The sequence below is a fragment of the Pseudoalteromonas sp. TAB23 genome (assembly GCF_000498075.1).
In the GTDB taxonomy this organism is placed as follows: Bacteria; Pseudomonadota; Gammaproteobacteria; order Enterobacterales; family Alteromonadaceae; genus Pseudoalteromonas; species Pseudoalteromonas arctica.
Genome location: NZ_AUTP01000165.1, coordinates 19,097 through 40,506, shown reverse-complemented (window position 1 = coordinate 40,506; position 21,410 = coordinate 19,097). Strand labels below are relative to the sequence as shown.

The following is a 21,410-nucleotide window of genomic DNA, read 5'->3' as shown; positions in this document are numbered from 1 at the left end:
ACCGATTATAAATACTATGAATAGTGGTTGTAGTAAAAACTATTTTCATGAATACTTGTTAAGTAAGAATCATTACCATTAAACAATACTAATTTATTACAGGCATAAAAAAACCCAGCACTTGGCTGGGTTTTTATTACAAACTATTTAATTAACGTAAAACTTTAACGTTTTTGATAGTTTTGATATGCGCTTCTACACGACGGTTTTCTGCGTTTGCAGCTTTAGTGTTTGCATCATTTTTAAGACGCTCTTCACCTAAACCAACTGTAGTAATACGGTCTTTAGCAATGCCATCAGTAACTAATTGCTTAGCTACTGCATCAGCACGTTTTTTAGATAACCATTTGTTGTAAGTTGCTTTACCTACAGAAGAAGTGTGACCTTCTAAAAGTACTGTTGTATCTGGGTAATCTTTTAAGAATGCAGATACTTTTTCAATATCGTTTAAGTACTGAGTAGATACTGCTGAAGCATTGTTAGGGAAAGTCACTAATAAGCTTACAGTCACTTCTTTATCTTCATATAAAGTACAACCAGTGCCATCAACTGCATCAGTCATAGGTGTGTTAGCACACTTATCATCTGCATCAGGAATGTTGTCGTTGTCGCTATCTGTAGGAGCTACAGCTACTTCAATTACCTTAGGCTCTGGAGCTGGTTTAACTGGCTCTACAGGAGCTGAATTTTGGCCAAATAAGTAGTTAATACCAATTTTAGCGCCTACATCTGTGTAACCACGGTCAAGACCTTGGTATACAGCTGTTTCAGCATTTACAAATAAGCCATCTGTAATGAAATGTTGGTAACCAACACCTGCATTTAAGAATGTATTGTCATCTACTACGTCTATTTCTTTAATACCGAAAAGACCGTAGAAAGGACCGCCATTTAAATGGTAAAGAGCATCAATACCGTAACGCTCGCCATCAATACCGTTGCGGTTGCCAGCAACTTTATCAAAAGCATTAAAATCCATATCTGCATATTCAAGACGTGCGCTCCAGTAATCACTGAAACGGTAACCGGCTTCAACACCCCAGCCAGTTGATTCATTTACATCAAGACCAGCTTGAGCACGCATGTTTTTCCAAGATGCGTCATAATAGTCGCCAAATGCGCCAATGTAGAAACCTTCTTCTTTATCAGCAGCGAATGTAGATGCGCTAGTTGCAGCCAACGCGATTGCAATTGTAAGTGATTTTAATTTCATTGTTTTCTTCCCATTTGAACAATTTTAAATTGTAGCTAATCGATACTAGCTCAATCAGTTTTATATAGACTAACTGAGCCTTTGTTAATCAATACTTAACGAAAAATAAAGTTTATAACTTTTTTCTATGCCTCGTCACAACACACATCCACTTACTATAGGCGAAATTAAAACTTTATTGAAAAATAAATATAGTAGTTTGTTGTAAATTAGTACTTAGCAAGGAATGTAAGAGCAATTAAATTAAATGCACTTATAAATGCAAAGAAATATTGCTTGGCTTTAATTCGGCGCATAATACCACCAGAATTAACATTACCCTAGGTATATGCACATATTTGATTAAAAAATGACTCTTTTTAATCATGTAGTTATACTCAAAGTTAAGTATTAAGTACCACAAAAAGTTTGGTAATCATTATCATTTATCGGTGCAGCCTGAAATTCTGATAATTTTTCACTGTCAGAATACGGGTTACTGGCTATTTTTATAAAGCGCTGTAGTAACTCACTAGACCCTGTAGCGTTATATTGTGCAATTATTTCTTCGATCACATGATTACGCGGTATTACACGAGGATTTGCAGCTCTCATTATTTCATAACTATTATCGTCGGTTAAGCTTACCCACTTAGCTCTCCATTCAATTAGCGACTCAGGTATTACTGTTTCTTCTTTTAAAGATTCAGTAAGCGCATCGAAGGTATTGGTGTAATCGAGCTGATTATCTTTTAATAGTGCTAACAACTCTGCGATTAACTCGCCACTACTATTGCAAGATTCATTTAAACCCAGCTTTTGTCCCCACATAGCCGTAAACTCAGTATTAAATTGCTCAGCAAAGCTATTAATGTATGGCGTCATTAACGAAACAGCTTGTTCGTCATCATCGCTGATAAGCGGTATTAAACTCTCAGCTAAACGAGCACAGTTCCAGTTAGCTATATTAGGTTGATTACCAAATGCATACCGACCTTGTTTGTCGATAGAGCTAAATACAGTATCAAAGTCAAAGCTATTCATCATGGCACACGGGCCGTAATCAATGGTTTCTCCGCTTACTAGCGTATTATCGGTATTCATTACTCCGTGAATAAAGCCAACACGCATCCAGCTCACAACTAGCTTAACTTGGTTTTTAATCACAGCGCCTAAAAATGCTAAATAGCGCTGCGATCCTGTATCTGTTATTTCTGGGTAGTGTCGCTCTATAGCTAAATCGGCTAAATTTTTAAGTCCTTCAACATCGCCTTGCGTCGCTAAATATTGAAACGAGCCAACACGAATATGGCTCNCGGATTACGATAAACCGTTTCACCACTACCAACAACCGCTAAGCAGCGTGTGGTTTTAATGCCTAGTGCATGCATTGCCTCGCTCATTACGTATTCACGAATAGCAGGACCAAGAGCACAACGCCCATCTCCCCCTCTTGAGTAAGGAGTAGCACCAGAGCCTTTTAATTGAATATCCCACAACTGGTTTTTATCATCATTAATAGCGCCCAGTAAATGCGCTCGCCCATCGCCTAAACGTGGTGAAAAATGTCCAAATTGGTGCCCAGAGTAACCAAGTGCTACTGCAGGAATCGCCTGTTTTTCGTTACCGCTAAAAGTGCTAGCACGCAAATCAGCTGCAACGTTAATATTAAACTCTTTTGCTAAGCTCTCGTTCCACAGTAATAACTGAGGAAAGGCAACACTTGCAGGGAAATCTTCTATCGCAAAGTTTTCCGTAATGTCTGTGTATCTTGGCACTAATTTCATGGTAATTCCTATTATTGCTGACTTATACCAACACGGTTGTCACCTACGCCATAGGCCACAATTAAGCTCAACTCTTGCATACTTAAGCCACTTTGCTTTTGCATTTCGTTAAAAAAGGCTTGGGCTGCACTCAGTGATTTTTTAGTTTGTAAGCCGCCGTCTATAATTTTATGGGCACGCAAATAATTCTCTACATCGCGTGATAGTAAAAAAGTATCTTTACCAAGTGCTCGCAGTGCATAAGGCCCTGTATTTCCGCCTAAACGCGCACCATGCTTTTTTAAATACGCCCATAAACCAATAATATCGTCTGTTGGCCAATTAGCGATAAACTGACTAAAACTGCCATGTTCCCCTGCTATTTCGTGGATCATGTAAGCATTTTCGGTAATTGTTTTTACTTTTTTATAGTTACGAACGATTCGCTCATCCGTTGCTTTTTGTTCCAGCATATCAGGTGGCATCATTAATAACTTATCAACGCTAAAATCCCAAAAAACCTCTCTAAAGCCTGGCCACTTATTATTAATGACTGACCAATAAAAGCCGCTTTGAAATACTTTTCGAGTAAATTCCTCAAGCCAATCGTCGTCACTTAACGTGCTTAGTTGTTTTTTAGATAGCGGTTTTGCAAGTAATAACTTAAGCATTTTTTCGGAGCCTTTTCGCTCTACCGCTCGCTTATAAATATCGCTAAATTTTTCCATACTAATTAAATACCTCACTACTTATATTGCTAGTGTACGAGAAAAGCACCCAATACGTAACCACTCCCATTATGGATGAATGAATATGCATTTAGTCGCTTGACACCTAGACGGCTAAAATGCTTTAATCGCCGTAATTACCCTATTTAAATTGCTCAGGTTTGTAAGTTTTTACTCTACAAACAGGTGCAAAGGGCTAGAAGAGGTGCGTTATTCAGGTAGCGTATGTTAGGAGCGCAAACTCCAGTGAGCATACGTGAGGGGAATTAACGCCGAGAAGTAATCACTTTTGCGAGGTGTTTATTTCGGGCGACTAGGTTGAACCCTAGCGACTGTCACCAATAGCTGCTTGTAACAAGCAGCTTATTAGTTTGGTGGAGAGCTTCTGGTCTTAAATATTAAGGCCGTGCGCCCTATTATTTTAAGCCCATTCGCTCTTCGAATTATTAGTTCGAACGACGTTAATGCGGCTCCTTCCATAAAGCTTTTTAACTCTTCGAATAATACCAACTGCATTAAATTAGTTATCGCTAAAATGATCACGTTTTTAATAGAGTTGGTACAAATTATAAGTTCGTGAGAGATGATCAATAACTTCAATTTAAATGACTACTCATTGTGGACCGCGCTAGTAACGCCGTTTGATCAACACGGCGATGTTGACTACAACACGTTAACTAAACTGGTTAGCGATCAAGAAGCAGCGCATAACGGTATTTTACTACTTGGCAGTACGGGCGAAGGTTTAGCACTCACGCTAAAAGAGCAACAAGCCATTGTTGAACACGTATGCCAGCTAAAACCAGCAGTACCACTCATGGTTGCTGTGGGCGGTAGTAACTTAAAGCAACAAGTTGAGTGGGTTAACTACTGTAATACACTCCCAATTCATAGCTTTTTACTTGGCTCACCGCTTTATGCAAAGCCTGGCGCTATAGGTCAAACTCATTGGTTTGAAAGCCTACTTAATGCAAGTGTTCACCCGTGTATGCTTTATAACGTACCGGGTCGAAGTGCTGTTAGCATCCCAACGGCAACAATTCAAAACTTACAAAATAATAAAAATTTTTGGGCGTTAAAAGAAGCGAGCGGCAGCATTGCTCAGTTTGAAGCTTATCGCCAAGCTGCGCCTAATTTAGCTATTTTTAGTGGCGACGATGCGCTAATGCCTTATTTTGCTCAAGCTGGCGCAAAAGGTTTGGTGTCGGTAGCTGCAAATGCATGGCCCGCACAAACTCATGAGTTTGTTAAACGCAGCTTAAGTGGTCAACACCCTAATTTATTTGCCCAGTGGTCAAGCGCTATTAGTAGCCTATTTGCTGTCGCAAACCCTATTCCCGTAAAGGTATTGATGCATTTGCAAGGTCGCTTAAGCAGCCCGCAACTTCGTCCACCTTTAACACACCTTGAGTTAACTCAAACCGATTGCATCACAACTGCAAACAACACCATTTTATCTTGGCATTAAATACAGGTTTTTATAATGAGCTGGTTAGAACTATTAAATAATTTAGAATCGGGCGCAGTACGCGCAGCATCACAAAACGAAAGCGGCCAATGGCAAGCTAACGTAGAAGTAAAACAAGGCATTTTGGATGCCTTCAAAAATGGCACTAATACTGAGTTTGCAGGTGGTTTTGTTGATAAACATAACCTAGCTCCACAAGAGTTTAGTACTGACGATGGCGTACGTATGGTGCCGGGTGGCTCTAGTGTTCGCCGTGGTGCTTATGTTGCTAAAGGCACGATTATTATGCCACCAGCGTATGTAAACATCGGTGCATATATCGACGAAGGCACAATGGTAGATAGCCACGCATTAGTTGGCTCGTGCGCACAAGTAGGTAAAAACGTACATTTAAGTGCTGCAGTTCAGCTTGGTGGTGTACTTGAGCCAATTGGTGCAAGCCCAGTAGTTGTAGAAGACGACGCCTTTATTGGCGCTGGCTGTATTATTGTTGAAGGTGTAGTCATTAAAAAAGGCGCTGTACTTGCCCCAGGCGTGCGTTTATCAGCAACTATTCCGGTATACGACTGCGTAAACGAGCGCCAACTAGATAAAGGCGAGCCAATCCCAGAGTACGCGATTGTAATACCAGGCTCTCGCCCTGCGTCAAACGAATGGGCACGCGAGCAAGGCTTAAGCATGTCGTGTGCGTTAATAGTTAAATACCGCGACGAGAAAAGCGATGCATCGTTATTGCTTGAAGAGGTTTTACGATAATGAGCTTTTTGAGCACGCCTATCAAAACCGCTGTAAATACAATTACACAACAACTTGATACACCTTTTTTTGTTTACGACCTAGATCAACTAAACACGCATCTTGCGCGTTTAGTTGCGCAAACCGACGTAAAACTATGGTACGCGGTAAAAGCAAATCCACTGTCTAAAATTATTCAAAGCTTAGACAGCGCTGGCTTTAATTTTGACGTAGCAAGTAAAGGTGAGCTTGAGCAAGTGCTAGCACAAGGTATTAGCTCACAGCGCGTGCTCAACACAGGGCCTGCAAAAAGCCCTAAACAAATAAAACACTTTATTGAGCGCGGCGTGCGTATATTCGTGGCCGAAAGCCTCAATCAAGTACGTTGGTTAAACCAACAAGCGCAACTGCAAAATACGCAGTTACAAGTATTACTGCGAGTGCAATTACGCTGGCCTGAAGGTGAAAAAAACCCCCTGGGCGGCGACAGCCTTACGCCGTTTGGTTTGGGTTGTGATGAGTGGCAAGCACTCAATGTAACCGACTACCCTACACTTAAGTTTGACGGCTTACATATTTTTCAGTGGGGCAACATGCTTAGCACGCAAAAGCTAAGCGAATTGTGGTCACAAATGATTGCACCACTTAGCCAACTTGCCAGCGATTTAAATATTAGCCTTAAAATTCTCGATTTAGGTGGCGGCTTAGGTATTCCTTATACACAAAGCGAAACAACACTTGATTGGGATGACTTAATAGCTGCACTCGCTAAAATTAAAAATGATGCGGGCGTAGAAGAGCTATGGATGGAACTTGGTCGTTATGCCGTTGGCGAATGTGGTCATTACGCAAACCCAGTAATAGAGCGCAAACAAAACTATAATCAACAGCAAGTCATTTTAAGCGGCGGTATAAACCACTTATTACGCCCTGCTGTTACCAGCCAAGATTTTCCTGCTGCGTTACTGCGTGAATCCAGTGCTAAAACTCAAGCGGTCACTTTATACGGCCCGCTTTGTACAGCGCTTGATTGCTTAGGTGAGCATAACCTGCCAAGCGATTTAAATGAGCACGACTGGCTAGTGTTTAGTCAATGCGGTGCTTACGGCTTTACCGAAAGTATGCCGTATTTTTTATGCCACGAGCTCGCCGGCGAGTACACATTGCAAAACGGTGAACTTACCTGTGTTCGCCAAGCCGAAAATGCCAGCCACTACTTAAGGTAATAAGCATGAGTAATACAACACACATCAGCCAAGAGAACATTGTAGTAGGGGAAGTTGCAAACGGCTTACCCCTTACAATTCCGGTGTATCGTTTAAAAGGTGATGGCACAGGGCCTAGTGTTTATGTTCAGGCCAATATGCATGGCGCTGAAGTGCAAGGTAACGCAGTTATTTTTCAGCTACTTGAGCAATTAAAACACCTAAACCTTAATGGCGATATTACATTAGTGCCTTATGCAAATCCGATTGGTTGTAATCAAAAATCTGGCGAGTTTACCCTTGGCAGGTTCGATCCGATTACGGGCACTAATTGGAATCGCATGTATCACTACAATAAAAATTTAGTGGCACAGTTTGCACAAAATCATACTCAGTATGACGACGCTACATTAAAAAGTAACTTCAAACAGGCGCTTATTGACGAAGTAGACAGCAAACTTAACGGCCCTGCTTATTTACTTAATACGGGTAAACGCATTGCGCTTAACCTACAAAAGCTCGCTCATCAGGCTGATATAGTACTCGATTTGCACACAGGTCCTATTTCAAGCAAACATTTGTACTGCCCAACCTATGCAACCGACAGCGCACGTTACTTTAATATTGAACATGTACTGCTTATTCCTAGTGATTTTGACGGTGCAATGGATGAAGCTAACTTTTGCCCATGGTGGCATTTAAGTGATGCACTTAGTGGGCAAGGTCGCGAATTATCAATACCTGTAGAAGCATTTACTGTAGAGCTAGGCAGCCAAGAAAAAATAGACTTAAAAGAAGCACTAAACGATGCTAACAGCATTTTAAGTTACTTAAATCACAAAGGTGTTTTACAAAATGCACCGCATACGCCAGCTAATATCACTCGCTATGCATGTAATTTAGATGACTACTTTGCTTATTACGCCCCCATTGGCGGCATGGTTGAATACATAGCCCCGCTTGGCGGACACATTAAAGCCGGTGAGCCTATTGCCAATATTTTGCGAATGGAGCGCTACTTAAGCGAGCAACCACTGCAAACACTTACTCTCGATTGCGATGCAATTGCCATTTTGCACTTTGCCTCGGCGAGTGTTAACCAAGGCACCGAACTTTATAAGTTTTTTACTAACATATTTGAGCTTTAGCTCACCCTTCTCATTGCGTGAGAGCACATTAACTAAAATAGTTAATGTGCATTAAAAAAGCGGCCTAGGCCGCTTTTTTTCTGATCTATATTTACTTTGTATACGTACAGACCTTGTTATAAATACAAATTCAGTAAAAGTTCACCGTTACATATGTAAAAAGACGTTATAATTAAATTAACGCATACAACACAACCCGAACCCACAAGGAATTACAATGAGCTGGCGCCACTGGATCACACTTTCTGCCTTAATAAGTACAGCTACCTTCGCACAAGAAGAAGTTGCTACAAATGAGCAAGACAACGACATCGAACTTGTAAAGCAGTGTATTTTAAATGAGGTAATTGGCGGGGATGGTAAACAAACATTAGACGATCTTCGTAAAAAGTGTTCAGCTCTTGAAGAAAACAAACAACTTACCGCGCTTGATAAACGCCAAGCTCGTGAAGAAGTAGGTAAAAAAAATAGAAATGTAATTACGCCACATAAGCGTAACTATATTTTACCGCTTTCGTACGTATCACACCCAAACGATCGCCCATTTGATGGCTTTGATGCACTAACAGACGATAACGACGGTGAACCGCTCGACAACTTAGAAGCAAAATACCAGCTATCGATAAAAGTACCTCTTTACGATGATTTTTCGGATAAAGACCAAGCCATATTTTTTGGCTTTACACTGCAATCATATTGGCAGATTTATAACTCAGAAATTTCTTCTCCATTTCGTGAGACCAACTACGAACCAGAGATATTTTGGATAAATTACCTCGACCCAGAAAACGTATTATGGGGCGACGAAATGGCAATCGCATTAGGTATTTCGCATCAGTCAAATGGTCGAAGCCAACCAAACTCACGTTCGTGGAACCGTATTTATGCAGACTTTATCTGGGAAAACAGAGGCTTTGTTTTTAGCTTTAAACCTTGGTACCGAATAGCTGAGGACGAAAAAGAAGATATTTTAGAAGCTAAGGGCGATGACAACCCAGACATATACAAATACATGGGTTACTTTGAATTTAGCGGCGCGTATCGTTTTCATGACCATGAATTTAGCTTTATGACACGTAACAATTTAAATTCAGATAATCGTGGTGCAATTCAACTCGACTGGTCGTTTCCTTTATGGGGCCGCGTTCGTGGTTATGCACAATACTTTAACGGTTATGGCGAAAGCTTAATTGATTACAATGCGGATGTAGAACGTATTGGTGTAGGTATATTATTAACCGATCTGCTGTGATACTTCCCTAAGTTTTACACACAAAAAAGCCAAGCATCGCTTGGCTTTTTTGTGTTTTGAACAGCTAAACAGTTATTTTTTTACTACAAACTGTCCTTCAAATTCTGCAACCACGTTATCACCATCGTAAATAGTTACAGGCACTATGTAACTTGCTTTACCATCGGTTTCTAAATCGCTTAACTTGCCCTTACAGGTTTGTATATCAACACAACCACGTGGGTCGGTAGTAAGCGGCTTTAAGTACTTAATGTTAGCATCGGCTAATACAATATTACCTTCAAGCCCAGCTTCTTTAAGTGCTAAGTACGTAGCACCCCAACCTGTTAGCGTGGCCAAGCTATAAATAGAACCTGCAAACATGGTGTTATGTAGATTTAAGTTAGCGTCTAGGTCGGCGCTGGTTGTAAATTGCCAATCGGTATAGCTTTCTACCTTAATACCCATCGCGTCACTAATTGGAATAGACTCACGCCACGTATTTTGTAGTACTTGCGTCCAATTTGGATGACGGAACCAGCCTGGCTCAGACGGTTTTTGCTTTATCATTTTAAAGTGCTGTACATCGCCATACGCTAAATGTGCTTTTTCTTTTAGTTCGTAACCGTGGCGTTTATAAAACTCAAGCGCACGTTCGCGAGCAAATAAAACCAGTTCATCAGCATTTTGCGTCCATGCTATTTTTTCAAGCTCATGTAATAAACGACTACCAATATGCTGATTACGGTTCCCCTCTGCAACTGCCATGTAGCGCACTTGTGCTTGCTCATGATTGTTAAAGTGCAAACGTGCTACACCTAGCACTTCGCCTTCTTTATTTTTTATAAAGCGGTGCTCAGAGTCTTGTTCCATATCGTCTTGTTCAGAGCCACGAGGCTCGCCCCAAGGCGCGCGTAATACCTGCCAACGCAATTGGTAATACGCTTGCCAATCTTCGCTACTTTGTGGGGTGCTTACCTGAAACATACATACTCCTGTTGTTATATAAGCCGTAAATAAAAGTCAAAAAAAAGGCTACGGCGCTATACTAATAGTATTGGTTATCTACCAAGCTAAAAAAATAAAATAATTAAATTGATTGGCATTATTATGGCAAATACCATACTCCATCTTAAAAAAACTGCAAATACGACTTTGGTGATGCCTGTAAAATAACGTAAAAAAATAATGACAAAGGCCATTGCGCTTTAACGTTGCTAGTTTATGCTGAGAATATGACTGAAAAAATCAATTATATAAATTCACTGACGGGTTTGCTGAGCGATCAATTTATTGAAAATAGCCACAGCATTGGTCAGTTAATCTATTGGCATAAATGCAGTGGCGATCACATTCAAGTACGTGAGCACGAGCAGTTACGCTGGTTACTTATTAACGACACTCTTCAATCTGTTATTGATTTAAATAACCCGGATTTATTACTTTTTCCACACTTATTGTACCTAGATAAGCATTGGCAAGCTCTTAAGNCCGCCACAAAAAGTGTTAGAACTCGGCCTTGGCGGCGGTGCAATTCGTAATTATTTACAACACAAATACCCTAAAGCACAAATAACATCGGTTGAAAAAAACGCCGATATTATTGATTGCTATACCCAGTTTTTTTCGTCAAATAAGAATGAGCAACTGCTGTGCGCCGATGCGCAACAGATTTTAAAAAGTGTGCAAAATATTGATTGGATTATTCTAGATTTATTTAGCCAAATAGACGCGCCTCGATTTTTATTTGAAGAGGCATTTTATAAAAAAATCTACTCGGCTTTAAATAACAACGGCGTGCTATTTATTAACTTTTTATCGCAGCATGAGTCGCAATTAAAGCAACTTCAGCAGCTATTACTCGATGTATTTGGTTGTAATATTAGCCCGCAAAAAATTACGGGCTATGTAAATCATATTGTCGTGGTAACCAAAAACTTAAACAGATAAGTTAAACGTAACGGGCCCATCGTTACACAAGCTTACTTGCATATCGGCACCAAACTCACCTGTGGCTATTGTAAGCCCCAACTCTTTAGCTTGAGCTACAAAGTATTCGTAAAGCTCGTTAGCTTGGCTTGGCGTTGCCGCAGATGAAAAACTAGGGCGCATACCCTTTTTAGTATCAGCCGCTAGCGTAAATTGCGAAACAACAAGTAACTCACCTTTAATATCTTTAAGGCTTAAGTTCATTTTGTCGTTTTCGTCAGTAAAAATACGATAATTACTTACCTTGTGTAAAAGCTTATCGGCCGTTTGTTTGTCGTCGTGTTTTTCAACGCCCAGCAACAACAATATACCTTGGCTAATTTCGCCTACCACTTGGTTGTTAATTTCTACTTTGGCATGCTTTACACGTTGTATTAAACCTTGCATTTAAACTGTGTCCTTTATTGCTGGTTCATCATCTTCTAGTTCAAGCTCTGGTGTTTCTGGAATATCATTTGGGCTAATGCACGCAGTAAATTCAGCGCCAAGCAAAACAACTACCCACGACAAATACACCCATACAAACAAAATAGGAATGGTTGCTACTGCGCCATAAATAACTTCGTACGACGGAAAATGACTAATATAAAGTGCAAACCCTTTTTTGGTCAGCTCAAATAAAAGTGCCGCAAAAAAAGCGCCAGGTATTGCCGCTCTAAACGACACCCGTGTATTAGGCACTAAGGTGTAGAGCATAATAAAGCCCACCATCGAAATTCCATACGGCAATAGCTTTAACAAAAACCCGCTAAACCCAGGAATCCCCTGATCAGCAAACGACACCAAAGATACAATATAAGAGGTAACACCAATACTGGCACCGAGCAACATAGGCCCTAAGCTCAAAACCATCCAGTACACAGCAAATGAGATCATCATTGGGCGCTTTTTCTTTATGCGCCAAATTCGGTTCAATGTGGCATCTACATTACGTATTAACAGCAAGGCTATTGCAGCTAAAAAGCCAATACCTACTGCCGTCATTTGATTAGCGTTACCGGCAAAGGAGCTAATATGCTCTCTAATAACATCGGTAGAGGTGGGTACAAAATTAGTGAACAAAAAGCTCTCAATTTCCATGCGAGTAGATTCAAAGCCCGGAAAGGCTGAAAATATAGCAACACCCACCGCAATTAATGGCACTAAAGAAAGAAGTGTCACGTAAGCAAGGTAACCTGCATTAACCGTTATTTGATCGTCTATACAACGATTAAAATACTGCATCCACCAACCAGGTTGCTGGCGTATAAAGGACTTAACTTGCTGTTTGTAATGTGAGAGCTTATCATTCATACAATTGACTTGTGCTTATATAGTTTTGATTATAATAACAATCAGCGCCATAATTTACAGCACTAACGCTCGTAAACAGGAATTCAAATGAAAAAACAAACATTACTCAGTGTTTCAATGCTTGTAGTAACACTTACTTTAACTGGCTGCCAATCAGCTTATTATTCTGCGATGGAAAAAGTGGGTGTTCACAAACGCGATATTCTAATTGACCGCGTAGAAGAAACCAAAGACTCGCAACAAGAGTCACAAGAAGAATTTAAATCGGCACTAGAGCGCTTAACTACTCTAATCGATTTTAATGGTGGCGAACTACAAGACACTTACAATCAACTAAACGATGATTACGAGTCGAGCTTAAATGCCGCTAACGAAGTGTCAACTAACATCAATAAAGTAGAAGACGTGGCAGAAGCGCTATTTGATGAGTGGGGCGATGAGCTAGAGCAATACAAAAGCGCATCACTTAAGCGTGAAAGCAGCAAAAAGCTAGCCGCGACTAAGCGTCAATTTGATCAGCTATTACACTCAATGCGCAGCGCAGAGAGTAAAATGGAGCCAGTATTAACCTCGCTTCATGATAACGTTTTATACCTAAAGCATAACTTAAATGCACAAGCGGTATCGGCTATTAAAGGTGAATTCACTAACCTTAAGCGCGATATTCAATTGTTGATGAACGACATGAACAAATCGATTGCCGATTCAAACAAATTTATTGAACAAATGAATAGCGCTGGCTAATTATTTGTTACTTTAACAAGCCTGCTTAATTGCAGGCTTTTTTATGTTAAAGGCATGCTAAAAGGGATTTACAATGAAACGCTTTTTAACCGCAACAACGCTCTTATGTATATTAACGGCCTGCGGTGCACCTAATAATATTAATCGTATTACCAGCCCCGACTCAGTTGTTGTTATTAATGATAAGAACGGTCGTTATAAAAATTTATACACAGGTGAAAAAACATATCCCACTACCTGCACTGAAAACTGCTACCCAACCCACCCAGACTTACTATGCAAAACCGGCAGCGAAAACTGCCAGTACCAAGGCCAGCAAACTAAACCACAACTTAGTACCGGCTATACCGTACGCTGGCTTGGCCACGCTAGTTTTGTAATTAACACCCCAAATGGTCAAAATGTGCTGTTTGATCCGGTAAAAAATCAGTTTGATTCTCCAGTCGCACTTGGCTTTAAACTCGGCGGTGGTATTTATCGTAAAGCCGGCGCTTGGCCTAGTGAGCAAGAACTGGAAAATATTGATGCTGTAATGTATTCGCATATTCATTACGATCACTTTAATAAGGCCGACATACAAAGCATTGGCAGTAAACCTCGCTATTTAACACCACTCGGTATGGCCGACAACTTCCCTACCGGTGGTTTTAATATTAGCGAAATGCCGTGGTACTCAACAACCAACATTGACGACTTAATTATTAATGCCGTGCCAGCTCATCATTTTAGCGCTCGTGTATTGGTGCCCTTTATTTACGAAGATAACAATAAAGACTTATGGAATGGCTGGCTGCTTGAACAAAACGGCAGTACCTTATTTTTTGCAGGCGATACGGGCTACTCAAAACACTTTAAAGATATACAGCAAAAATATGGCGATATAGATGTGTGCTTAATACCAATCGCATCTTACTACAGTAAAGAAAGTGGTAAATTTTATCGTTACGTCCACACCACACCAGAGGATGCGCTCAACGCAGCACAAGAGCTTAACTGCAAAGTAATGATACCGTGGGGATACGGTAACTCAAGTTGGAAAATGGGTGACCATACTAGCCACTCTGCCTTGCTGCGCTTATTGCATATGTACAATAAAATGGATTCAAAAGTACCGCTGTATATTTTAAACGAAGGCGAAAGTATTTCACTATAACTATTTACTTAGCTGTTTTAAGATTGTTATTACATTAAGACAAATCCACAATAAAATTGAGAAATTAATGAAAAAATTAGCACTCGCCTTAAGCTTTTTATTAAGCACGCCTGCAATGGCCATTGATGTTGAACATACATCAACTCCAATTACTATTGATGGCCTATCAGAAAGTGCGTGGGATAAAGCCGCTTGGCACGATATGCCTTATTTAATGGATGGCACACTGCCATCAAACGATGCCGACTTTAAAGGGCGTTATCGCTTACTGTGGGATCAAAACTATTTATACCTACAAGCCGATATTGTGGATGACGTTTTAATAGATACACACGCCGATCCAACGTATAAATATTGGGATGACGATGCGCTTGAAGTATTTATTGATAGCGATGCATCAGGCGGAAATCATCAATTTAATCACACCGCTTTGGCATACCATATTGGCCTTGATAACCAAGCCGCCGATTACGGACCTGATAAAAAAGCCCATTTGTATACCGACCACCTAGTCAGTAACTGGAAGCGCAACACCACTGCGCCTTTTAACATTACCTGGGAAGTAGCAATAAAGCTCTACCCTAATGATTATAAAGAAGGTGCTAAAAACACCCCAATTACACTTAGCGAAAAACAAGTAATTGGCTTTATGTTAGCGTATTGCGATAACGATGGCAGTGACGTGCGCGAGCACTTTATGGGTTCGCACGAAGTACAGCCAGTAAATGGCGACAGAAACCGTGGGTTTATAGACGCAGACGTATTTGGAAAAATCACCCTGCTGCCAAAAAAGTAACCCCCCCAGAAATAAGTAGGTTGGGTTGAGCGCAGCGAAACCCAACGAAAAATACCCTACCAAAAAACATGTATGCTTTGCATTATCGGCTGTTTAAGCTGCCCCTTTTTTATTGCTTATCCTTATGCAAAAGATCTTTAAGTAAATTATTCACAAAGAGGTTAAGAGGCGCTGCGCTTTTAGAGAACAGTAAACTTGGGCCTTTCTATTACTCATCGCCTTGTTAGACTAATTAGTCAGTTGATTAATATTATATTTCTTAGTATTACCAGAGCCATCAGAGTATTTTTCAAAAATACTTAATTCATTTTCATCGACTAAAAAGGTTATTTTAGAATCATATTGGTCTGTGCGCCATCTCCCAGCATCAGAAGCCCAAATAACTCGACTCCCCTCAAACTTGCACCTATACTTCCAATTCGTGCCATCATCTTTACGAACATACGAGAGATGTGTAACATTACCTTTAATTGAATCTATTTTAACAATTGAAGGACTACGTCCCATAATCGATGCAATTGTAGCAATACAAATTTGTTGTTTCGAAAAAGCACCATTGTCAGCGCTTCCACAGGCAGACAAAGTAATAGTAATTACAATAAGTATACTTTTGATAAACTTTTTATAAATATTCATTTTTTCTCCTTGAGCAACTGGAAATATCTAGAAAAGCAAAGATATTCAGTTCTTCCTTAGCACTAGATTATGTGCAGTTAACAGTGAACTTATCAACTATAACACCTTCAGGGATTAGCCCGTTTTCGTTTGTCCGAATACTAACTTCATGCTCATCAGGATAAATGGGGGATTCCAATTCTTCTGTAACCACATCGAATTGTTCAAATAAGCTTGAATCTAATTTATAAATATATCCATTACAAGTACCATTTTTAGTAGCAAATATTTTTGCTACTTCAATGCTTTTGCTCGTAGAAACAAACGACAGCTTTTTCATATTGGAATCTATTTGATGAGCCCTTAAGCCGTTGCCTCCAGAGTATCCTGATTCATACCCTGCTCCGCACTCCACACCAACTTCACCTAGTTCAGGTATGGCCGTATTTTGTTTTCCTTTGGGGATCAACTGTCCCTTACATAAACTATCTAATTCACTTGTAACACCACGATATAGAAACATAACAATTCCTTTTTAAATAACAGTTTAGTATTTTTTAACGCATGACTTGGGCTGCATAATTTTTTTTGGACTGAGTAGATCGAGCTGATATTAACCATCTAAACTACATATATTCAATCTATAGATACTTAGTAATAATACTCTTACGCTTCGTAAAGTTGAAAATCAAGCCAATTAACATATAAATAAAAAGCCACCTTAGATGCTAATTCGTCAACCCATAGCTTGTGCTCGTTGTAATGCACGCTATCTCGTTGATAAGAAAAATTTAAACCGAACTCCTTAAGCCTTTACTCATCAAATTTCACCCACAAAAAAGCCGCTGTATTTTTCAATACAGCGGCTTTTAAAATCATTATTCTAAATTAATAGATTATGACTTAGGTCCACGACCTGCACGTTTACGTTCGTTTTCTGTAAGGTAACGCTTACGAATACGAATGTTTAGTGGAGTTACTTCAACTAGCTCGTCATCATCGATGAACTCAAGCGCTTGCTCAAGTGAGTAGTTAAGGTGTGGAGAAAGCGTTTGCGCTTCATCAGTACCAGATGCACGTACGTTAGTTAACTGCTTGCCTTTAAGGGCGTTAACTGTAAGGTCGTTATCACGGTTATGAATACCGATAACCATACCTTCGTATACTTCAACACCGTGACCGATGAATAAACGGCCGCGTTCTTGTAAGTTGAATAATGCGTTAGTAAGTGCTTTACCAGTTGCATTTGCAATCATTACGCCGTTCTTACGAACACCGATGTCGCCACCTTTGTGAGGACCGTAATGATCGAACGTATGGTACATAAGACCAGAACCCGAAGTAAGCGTCATGAAATCAGTTTGGAAACCAATTAAACCACGGCTAGGGATCATGAAATCTAAACGCATACGGCCTTTGCCATCTGGAGTCATGTTAGTAAGCTCACCTTTACGTAGGCCAACTTGTTCCATAACAGAACCCTGATGCTCGTCTTGACAGTCAATAGTAACTGTTTCAAACGGTTCTTCTAGAACGCCATCTACAGTACGTAAGATAACTTCCGGACGAGAAACTGAAAGCTCGTAACCTTCACGACGCATGTTCTCGATTAAGATACCTAGGTGTAATTCACCACGACCAGAAACACGGAAGCTATCTGGGCTACCAGTATCTTCAACGCGAAGTGCTACGTTGTGTACTAATTCTTTGTCTAAACGTTCACGGATATTACGTGACGTTACAAACTTACCTTCTTTACCACAGAAAGGTGAGTTATTTACAGAGAATGTCATTGTTACAGTTGGCTCATCAACACTTAGTGGTGGTAATGCTTCAACGTTTCCTGGGAAACAAACTGTATCAGAAATCTTAAGCTCACCAATACCTGTTACAGTTACGATGTTACCAGCGTAAGCTCTATCAGTTTCGATACGTTCAAGACCTAGGTAGCTTTGTACTGCGCCAATTTTACCATTACGTGTAGTGCCATCAGCACTGATAATAGTAACTTGTTGGTTAGGAGCAACAGAACCACGTTTAATACGACCAATACCAACTACACCAACATAAGAGTTGTAATCTAGTTGAGAAATTTGCATTTGGAAGTCACCTTCAGGATCTGCATCCGGTGGTGATACTTCGTCAACGATCATCTTGAACATAGGTTCCATGTTGTCTGATGGCTCGTCTAAATCTAGTGTTGCCCAGCCGTTGATAGCTGAAGCGTAGATTACTTTAAAATCTAACTGTTCGTCAGTTGCGCCAAGGTTGTCAAATAAATCAAAGATTTGATCCATAACCCAATCAGGACGTGAACCTGGCTTATCAATTTTATTGATAACTACGATTGGCTTTAAGCCTTGCGCGAATGCCTTTTGCGTAACGAAACGCGTTTGTGGCATTGGACCTTCTTGAGCATCAACAAGTAATAATACTGAGTCAGCCATCGAAAGTACGCGTTCAACTTCACCACCGAAATCGGCGTGTCCCGGAGTATCTACGATATTGATATGGTAGTCGTTCCAAGAGATGGCTGTGTTTTTAGCCAAAATGGTAATACCACGTTCTTTCTCAATGTCGTTTGAGTCCATCACGCGCTCTTCGTTACCGCCGCGTGTTTCTAATGTACCTGATTGCTCAAGTAGTTTGTCAACCAGAGTTGTTTTACCGTGGTCAACGTGCGCGATAATCGCTATATTTCTTAACTTTTCGATGCTCATATATTTACTCAGAGAAATTAAATTCTCAATGATCCTGCAAGATCTACGCACTCATCCACGCTTTCGCGAGATGTCCCAGCATAGGATTTAAAAGGGCGCATATTATCCCTCATTAATGACATGGATGAAAGTTTATCCAATACATATTTTAAAACTTTCTCAATACTTTTACTAAGTATCTGTTTTATATATGACAATTATATGAATTAAATTTCAATATTTTTTTGAAAAACAGTCTTTTTGACTATTTTTCCGATCTTTTTGTTACTCTTTTGCATTTAGGTTATGCTAATTTCAGCTGATTAAATTAACAACAAATTACGCTCTGTAAATTTTGCACCGAAATGGAATATTTACGCACCAACATGGTGCGTTTGTATATTCCATTTTGATGCAATGATATTTTTTTAATTTATAAACAGCCAGTTACAATAATGGCACAAAATCAGCTTAGTAAATACCAAAGCAATTATGCAGCAATAACAAAACCCAATAGTTGGAGGACACATGTCACAATCGGTTTTAGATTTTATTAAAGAAAATGACGTCAAGTTCATTGATTTACGCTTTACTGACACTAAGGGTAAAGAACAACATGTATCGATCCCTCATCACCAAGTTGATGAAGATTTTTTCGAAGACGGTAAAATGTTCGACGGTTCTTCAATTGCAGGCTGGAAAGGCATAAACGAATCAGACATGGTATTAATGCCAGTTCCTGAGTCAATCAAACTAGACCCTTTCACTGAAGAAGCGACATTAATTTTACGTTGTGACGTAGTAGAGCCTTCTACACTACAAGGCTATGAGCGCGACCCGCGTTCTGTTGCTAAGCGTGCTGAAGATTACATGCGTTCTACAGGCATTGCAGACACTGTTTTATTTGGCCCTGAGCCAGAATTTTTCGTATTTGACGATGTTAAATACAAATCAGATATGTCTGGTTCTATGTACAAAATTGATTCTAAGCAAGCTGCTTGGAACTCAGATAAAGAATATGCAGATGGCAACACTGGTCACCGTCCAGGTGTTAAAGGCGGTTACTTCCCAGTTGCTCCAGTTGATGACTTCCAAGATTGGCGTTCAGCTACGTGTCTAGTTCTAGAAGAAATGGGCCAAGTAGTAGAAGCACATCACCACGAAGTAGCAACAGCAGGTCAAAACGAAATCGCTACTCGCTTTAATACAATGGTATTAAAAGCGGATGAAATTCAAGAAATGAAATATGTTATCCATAACATGGCTCACTTATACGGTAAAACAGCAACGTTTATGCCTAAGCCAGTTGTTGGTGATAACGGTTCTGGTATGCATTGTCACCAGTCACTTGCTAAAGATGGTGTAAACCTTTTTGCTGGTGATAAGTACGGCGGTCTTTCTGAAGATGCACTTTACTACATTGGCGGCATCATCAAGCATGCTAAAGCAATTAACGCTTTTGCAAATGCGTCTACTAACTCGTACAAACGTTTAGTACCAGGTTTTGAAGCACCCGTTATGCTTGCATACTCTGCACGTAACCGTTCTGCATCAATCCGTATCCCAGTGGTTCCATCTGAAAAAGGTCGTCGTATTGAAGTACGCTTCCCGGATCCAACTGCTAACCCATACCTTGCTTTCTCAGCAATGCTTATGGCTGGCCTTGATGGTATCAAAAACAAGATCCATCCTGGCGATGCTATGGATAAAGATTTATACGACTTACCAGCTGAAGAAGCAGCAGAAATTCCAACTGTTGCAGCATCACTTGACGAAGCACTATCTGCACTTAGCGCAGACCGTGAATTCTTAACTCAAGGTGGCGTATTCACTGATGACTTAATCGATGCTTACATCGAACTTAAGTCTAAAGAAGTTGAAAAGCTTAACATGACAACTCACCCAGTTGAGTTTGAAATGTACTACAGCTGTTAATTAAGCTGTAAAAAATATGTGTGTTCTCAAGCCCGCTTTGCGGGCTTTTTTAATGGTAAAATTAGTCAATCTCCACTAAAGTTAAGTTACCGATAAAAATGCAGGGCTGCAGAGTGAATAACAAGATTTTATTACTATTAATTACTTTAGGATTAAGTAATTATGGTTATGCCGGTGAAACAAAAATATACGCTTGGAAAGATAAAAATGGCGTATTAGTGTTCTCAGACACCCCTCATAAAGGGGCCCAAGAGGTAAAGCTCACCAGCCAAGATCTTAATATGCCTGCAACAAATACTGACATTTTTGACGAGCAACCTCAGCCTCAACAAGCGGCCTTTAGTATTGCTATTTCCTCACCTGATCATAACCAGACTATTCGTGAAAATACCGGCACTGTTTATGTAACTAGCCGAATAAAACCACGCTTTGAAACTGGTTTTACTATACAACTTTTTATTGATGGTAAAGCACACGGCCCAGCCAGTGACAGCTCAACCTTTGCAATTAGAGATGTAGAACGTGGTCAGCACACACTACAATTAAAGCTTTTTAATAGTAAAAACCAAGTTATTGCTACAAGCGAACCCTGCATATTTTTTATGCACCGAAAAGGGCTAAACCTAGGTAACTAAATTGGGGCATTACTAAACGTGCAGCAGTGTATTTAACCATATAACTTGCTTGCAAACATCCACGCACTAAAATGGTGC

The 21,410-nt window shown here is 40.1% G+C and carries 18 protein-coding genes, 2 pseudogenes and 1 riboswitch; of the genes and pseudogenes, 11 read left to right on the top strand and 9 right to left on the bottom strand.

Features of this window, described 5'->3' with window-relative positions; genetic code table 11:
* Window positions 1-151: 151 nt before the first annotated feature.
* The 3 genes and pseudogenes from L654_RS0107010 to L654_RS0107000 all read right to left on the bottom strand — a co-directional run bounded on the left by L654_RS0107010 (window position 152) and on the right by L654_RS0107000 (window position 3,686).
* Entirely contained in the window at window positions 152-1,213 is a 1,062-nt protein-coding gene (locus L654_RS0107010; protein WP_024607656.1) for an OmpA family protein, read from the bottom strand.
* Window positions 1,214-1,603: 390 nt separating this feature from the next.
* Window positions 1,604-2,979: pseudogene (locus tag L654_RS01000000125675) on the bottom strand (YdiU family protein).
* An 11-nt stretch (window positions 2,980-2,990) separates the two neighbouring features.
* Window positions 2,991-3,686: a DNA-3-methyladenine glycosylase I gene (locus L654_RS0107000; protein ID WP_008167263.1), complete on the bottom strand. Its 696-nt coding sequence runs from the start codon at window positions 3,684-3,686 to the stop codon at window positions 2,991-2,993.
* A gap of 192 nt (window positions 3,687-3,878) precedes the next feature.
* Window positions 3,879-4,079, top strand: a riboswitch (Lysine riboswitch).
* 190 nt (window positions 4,080-4,269) lie between these two features.
* Between L654_RS0107000 and dapA the strand changes: the two genes are divergently transcribed.
* The 5 genes from dapA to L654_RS0106975 all read left to right on the top strand — a co-directional run bounded on the left by dapA (window position 4,270) and on the right by L654_RS0106975 (window position 9,494).
* A complete protein-coding gene (gene dapA / locus L654_RS0106995) occupies window positions 4,270-5,154 on the top strand; it encodes a 4-hydroxy-tetrahydrodipicolinate synthase (RefSeq protein ID WP_024607655.1) in 885 nt (294 codons plus the stop codon).
* A 15-nt stretch (window positions 5,155-5,169) separates the two neighbouring features.
* On the top strand, window positions 5,170-5,910 hold the full coding sequence (locus L654_RS0106990) for a 2,3,4,5-tetrahydropyridine-2,6-dicarboxylate N-succinyltransferase (RefSeq protein ID WP_007376223.1): 741 nt from the start codon (window positions 5,170-5,172) through the stop codon (window positions 5,908-5,910).
* Window positions 5,910-7,115 carry a PLP-dependent decarboxylase gene (locus L654_RS0106985; RefSeq protein ID WP_024607654.1) on the top strand — a complete coding sequence of 402 codons (1,206 nt, stop codon included), beginning with the start codon at window positions 5,910-5,912 and terminating at the stop codon, window positions 7,113-7,115. The genes L654_RS0106990 and L654_RS0106985 overlap by 1 nt, the downstream gene beginning before the upstream one ends.
* 5 nt (window positions 7,116-7,120) lie before the next feature.
* Window positions 7,121-8,242: a succinylglutamate desuccinylase/aspartoacylase family protein gene (locus tag L654_RS0106980; RefSeq protein WP_024607653.1), complete on the top strand. Its 1,122-nt coding sequence runs from the start codon at window positions 7,121-7,123 to the stop codon at window positions 8,240-8,242.
* Between the two features lie 217 nt (window positions 8,243-8,459).
* Window positions 8,460-9,494 carry a phospholipase A gene (locus tag L654_RS0106975; protein ID WP_024607652.1) on the top strand — a complete coding sequence of 345 codons (1,035 nt, stop codon included), beginning with the start codon at window positions 8,460-8,462 and terminating at the stop codon, window positions 9,492-9,494.
* A 72-nt stretch (window positions 9,495-9,566) separates the two neighbouring features.
* Here L654_RS0106975 and L654_RS0106970 read toward each other — a convergent pair whose 3' ends face one another.
* A complete protein-coding gene (locus tag L654_RS0106970; RefSeq protein ID WP_024607651.1) occupies window positions 9,567-10,460 on the bottom strand; it encodes a bifunctional GNAT family N-acetyltransferase/hotdog fold thioesterase in 894 nt (297 codons plus the stop codon).
* A gap of 248 nt (window positions 10,461-10,708) precedes the next feature.
* Here L654_RS0106970 and L654_RS01000000125670 point away from each other — a divergent pair.
* Window positions 10,709-11,423, top strand: a pseudogene (locus tag L654_RS01000000125670) (fused MFS/spermidine synthase).
* Here L654_RS01000000125670 and dtd read toward each other — a convergent pair.
* The gene (gene dtd, locus L654_RS0106960; protein WP_024589537.1) at window positions 11,412-11,849 is read right to left on the bottom strand and encodes a D-aminoacyl-tRNA deacylase; all 438 of its coding nucleotides are present in this window, start codon (window positions 11,847-11,849) and stop codon (window positions 11,412-11,414) included. The pseudogene L654_RS01000000125670 and the gene dtd overlap by 12 nt on opposite strands.
* A complete protein-coding gene (locus L654_RS0106955) occupies window positions 11,850-12,755 on the bottom strand; it encodes a virulence factor BrkB family protein (RefSeq protein ID WP_024600023.1) in 906 nt (301 codons plus the stop codon). It lies immediately after the preceding gene.
* 87 nt (window positions 12,756-12,842) lie between these two features.
* On the opposite strand from L654_RS0106955, the gene L654_RS0106950 reads away from it, so the two are divergent.
* The 3 genes from L654_RS0106950 (at window position 12,843) to L654_RS0106940 (ending at window position 15,448) form a co-directional block, all read left to right on the top strand.
* On the top strand, window positions 12,843-13,499 hold the full coding sequence (locus L654_RS0106950; RefSeq protein WP_024607650.1) for a DUF2959 domain-containing protein: 657 nt from the start codon (window positions 12,843-12,845) through the stop codon (window positions 13,497-13,499).
* 73 nt (window positions 13,500-13,572) lie between these two features.
* Entirely contained in the window at window positions 13,573-14,652 is a 1,080-nt protein-coding gene (locus L654_RS0106945) for an MBL fold metallo-hydrolase (RefSeq protein WP_024607649.1), read from the top strand.
* A gap of 67 nt (window positions 14,653-14,719) precedes the next feature.
* On the top strand, window positions 14,720-15,448 hold the full coding sequence (locus L654_RS0106940; protein WP_024589534.1) for a CBM9 family sugar-binding protein: 729 nt from the start codon (window positions 14,720-14,722) through the stop codon (window positions 15,446-15,448).
* Between the two features lie 228 nt (window positions 15,449-15,676).
* On the opposite strand, the gene L654_RS0106935 is transcribed toward L654_RS0106940, so the two are convergent.
* The 3 genes from L654_RS0106935 to typA all read right to left on the bottom strand — a co-directional run bounded on the left by L654_RS0106935 (window position 15,677) and on the right by typA (window position 18,783).
* Window positions 15,677-16,084, bottom strand: coding sequence for a hypothetical protein (locus L654_RS0106935; RefSeq protein WP_024607648.1), 408 nt, complete (start codon window positions 16,082-16,084; stop codon window positions 15,677-15,679).
* Between the two features lie 67 nt (window positions 16,085-16,151).
* Window positions 16,152-16,586, bottom strand: coding sequence for a hypothetical protein (locus L654_RS0106930; protein ID WP_024607647.1), 435 nt, complete (start codon window positions 16,584-16,586; stop codon window positions 16,152-16,154).
* A gap of 373 nt (window positions 16,587-16,959) precedes the next feature.
* Window positions 16,960-18,783: a translational GTPase TypA gene (gene typA / locus L654_RS0106920; protein ID WP_010554793.1), complete on the bottom strand. Its 1,824-nt coding sequence runs from the start codon at window positions 18,781-18,783 to the stop codon at window positions 16,960-16,962.
* 507 nt (window positions 18,784-19,290) lie between these two features.
* On the opposite strand from typA, the gene glnA reads away from it, so the two are divergent.
* Both glnA and L654_RS0106910 read left to right on the top strand, forming a co-directional pair.
* On the top strand, window positions 19,291-20,697 hold the full coding sequence (glnA, locus tag L654_RS0106915) for a glutamate--ammonia ligase (RefSeq protein ID WP_010554792.1): 1,407 nt from the start codon (window positions 19,291-19,293) through the stop codon (window positions 20,695-20,697).
* Between the two features lie 113 nt (window positions 20,698-20,810).
* A complete protein-coding gene (locus L654_RS0106910) occupies window positions 20,811-21,332 on the top strand; it encodes a DUF4124 domain-containing protein (protein ID WP_024589531.1) in 522 nt (173 codons plus the stop codon).
* Window positions 21,333-21,410: the final 78 nt, after the last annotated feature.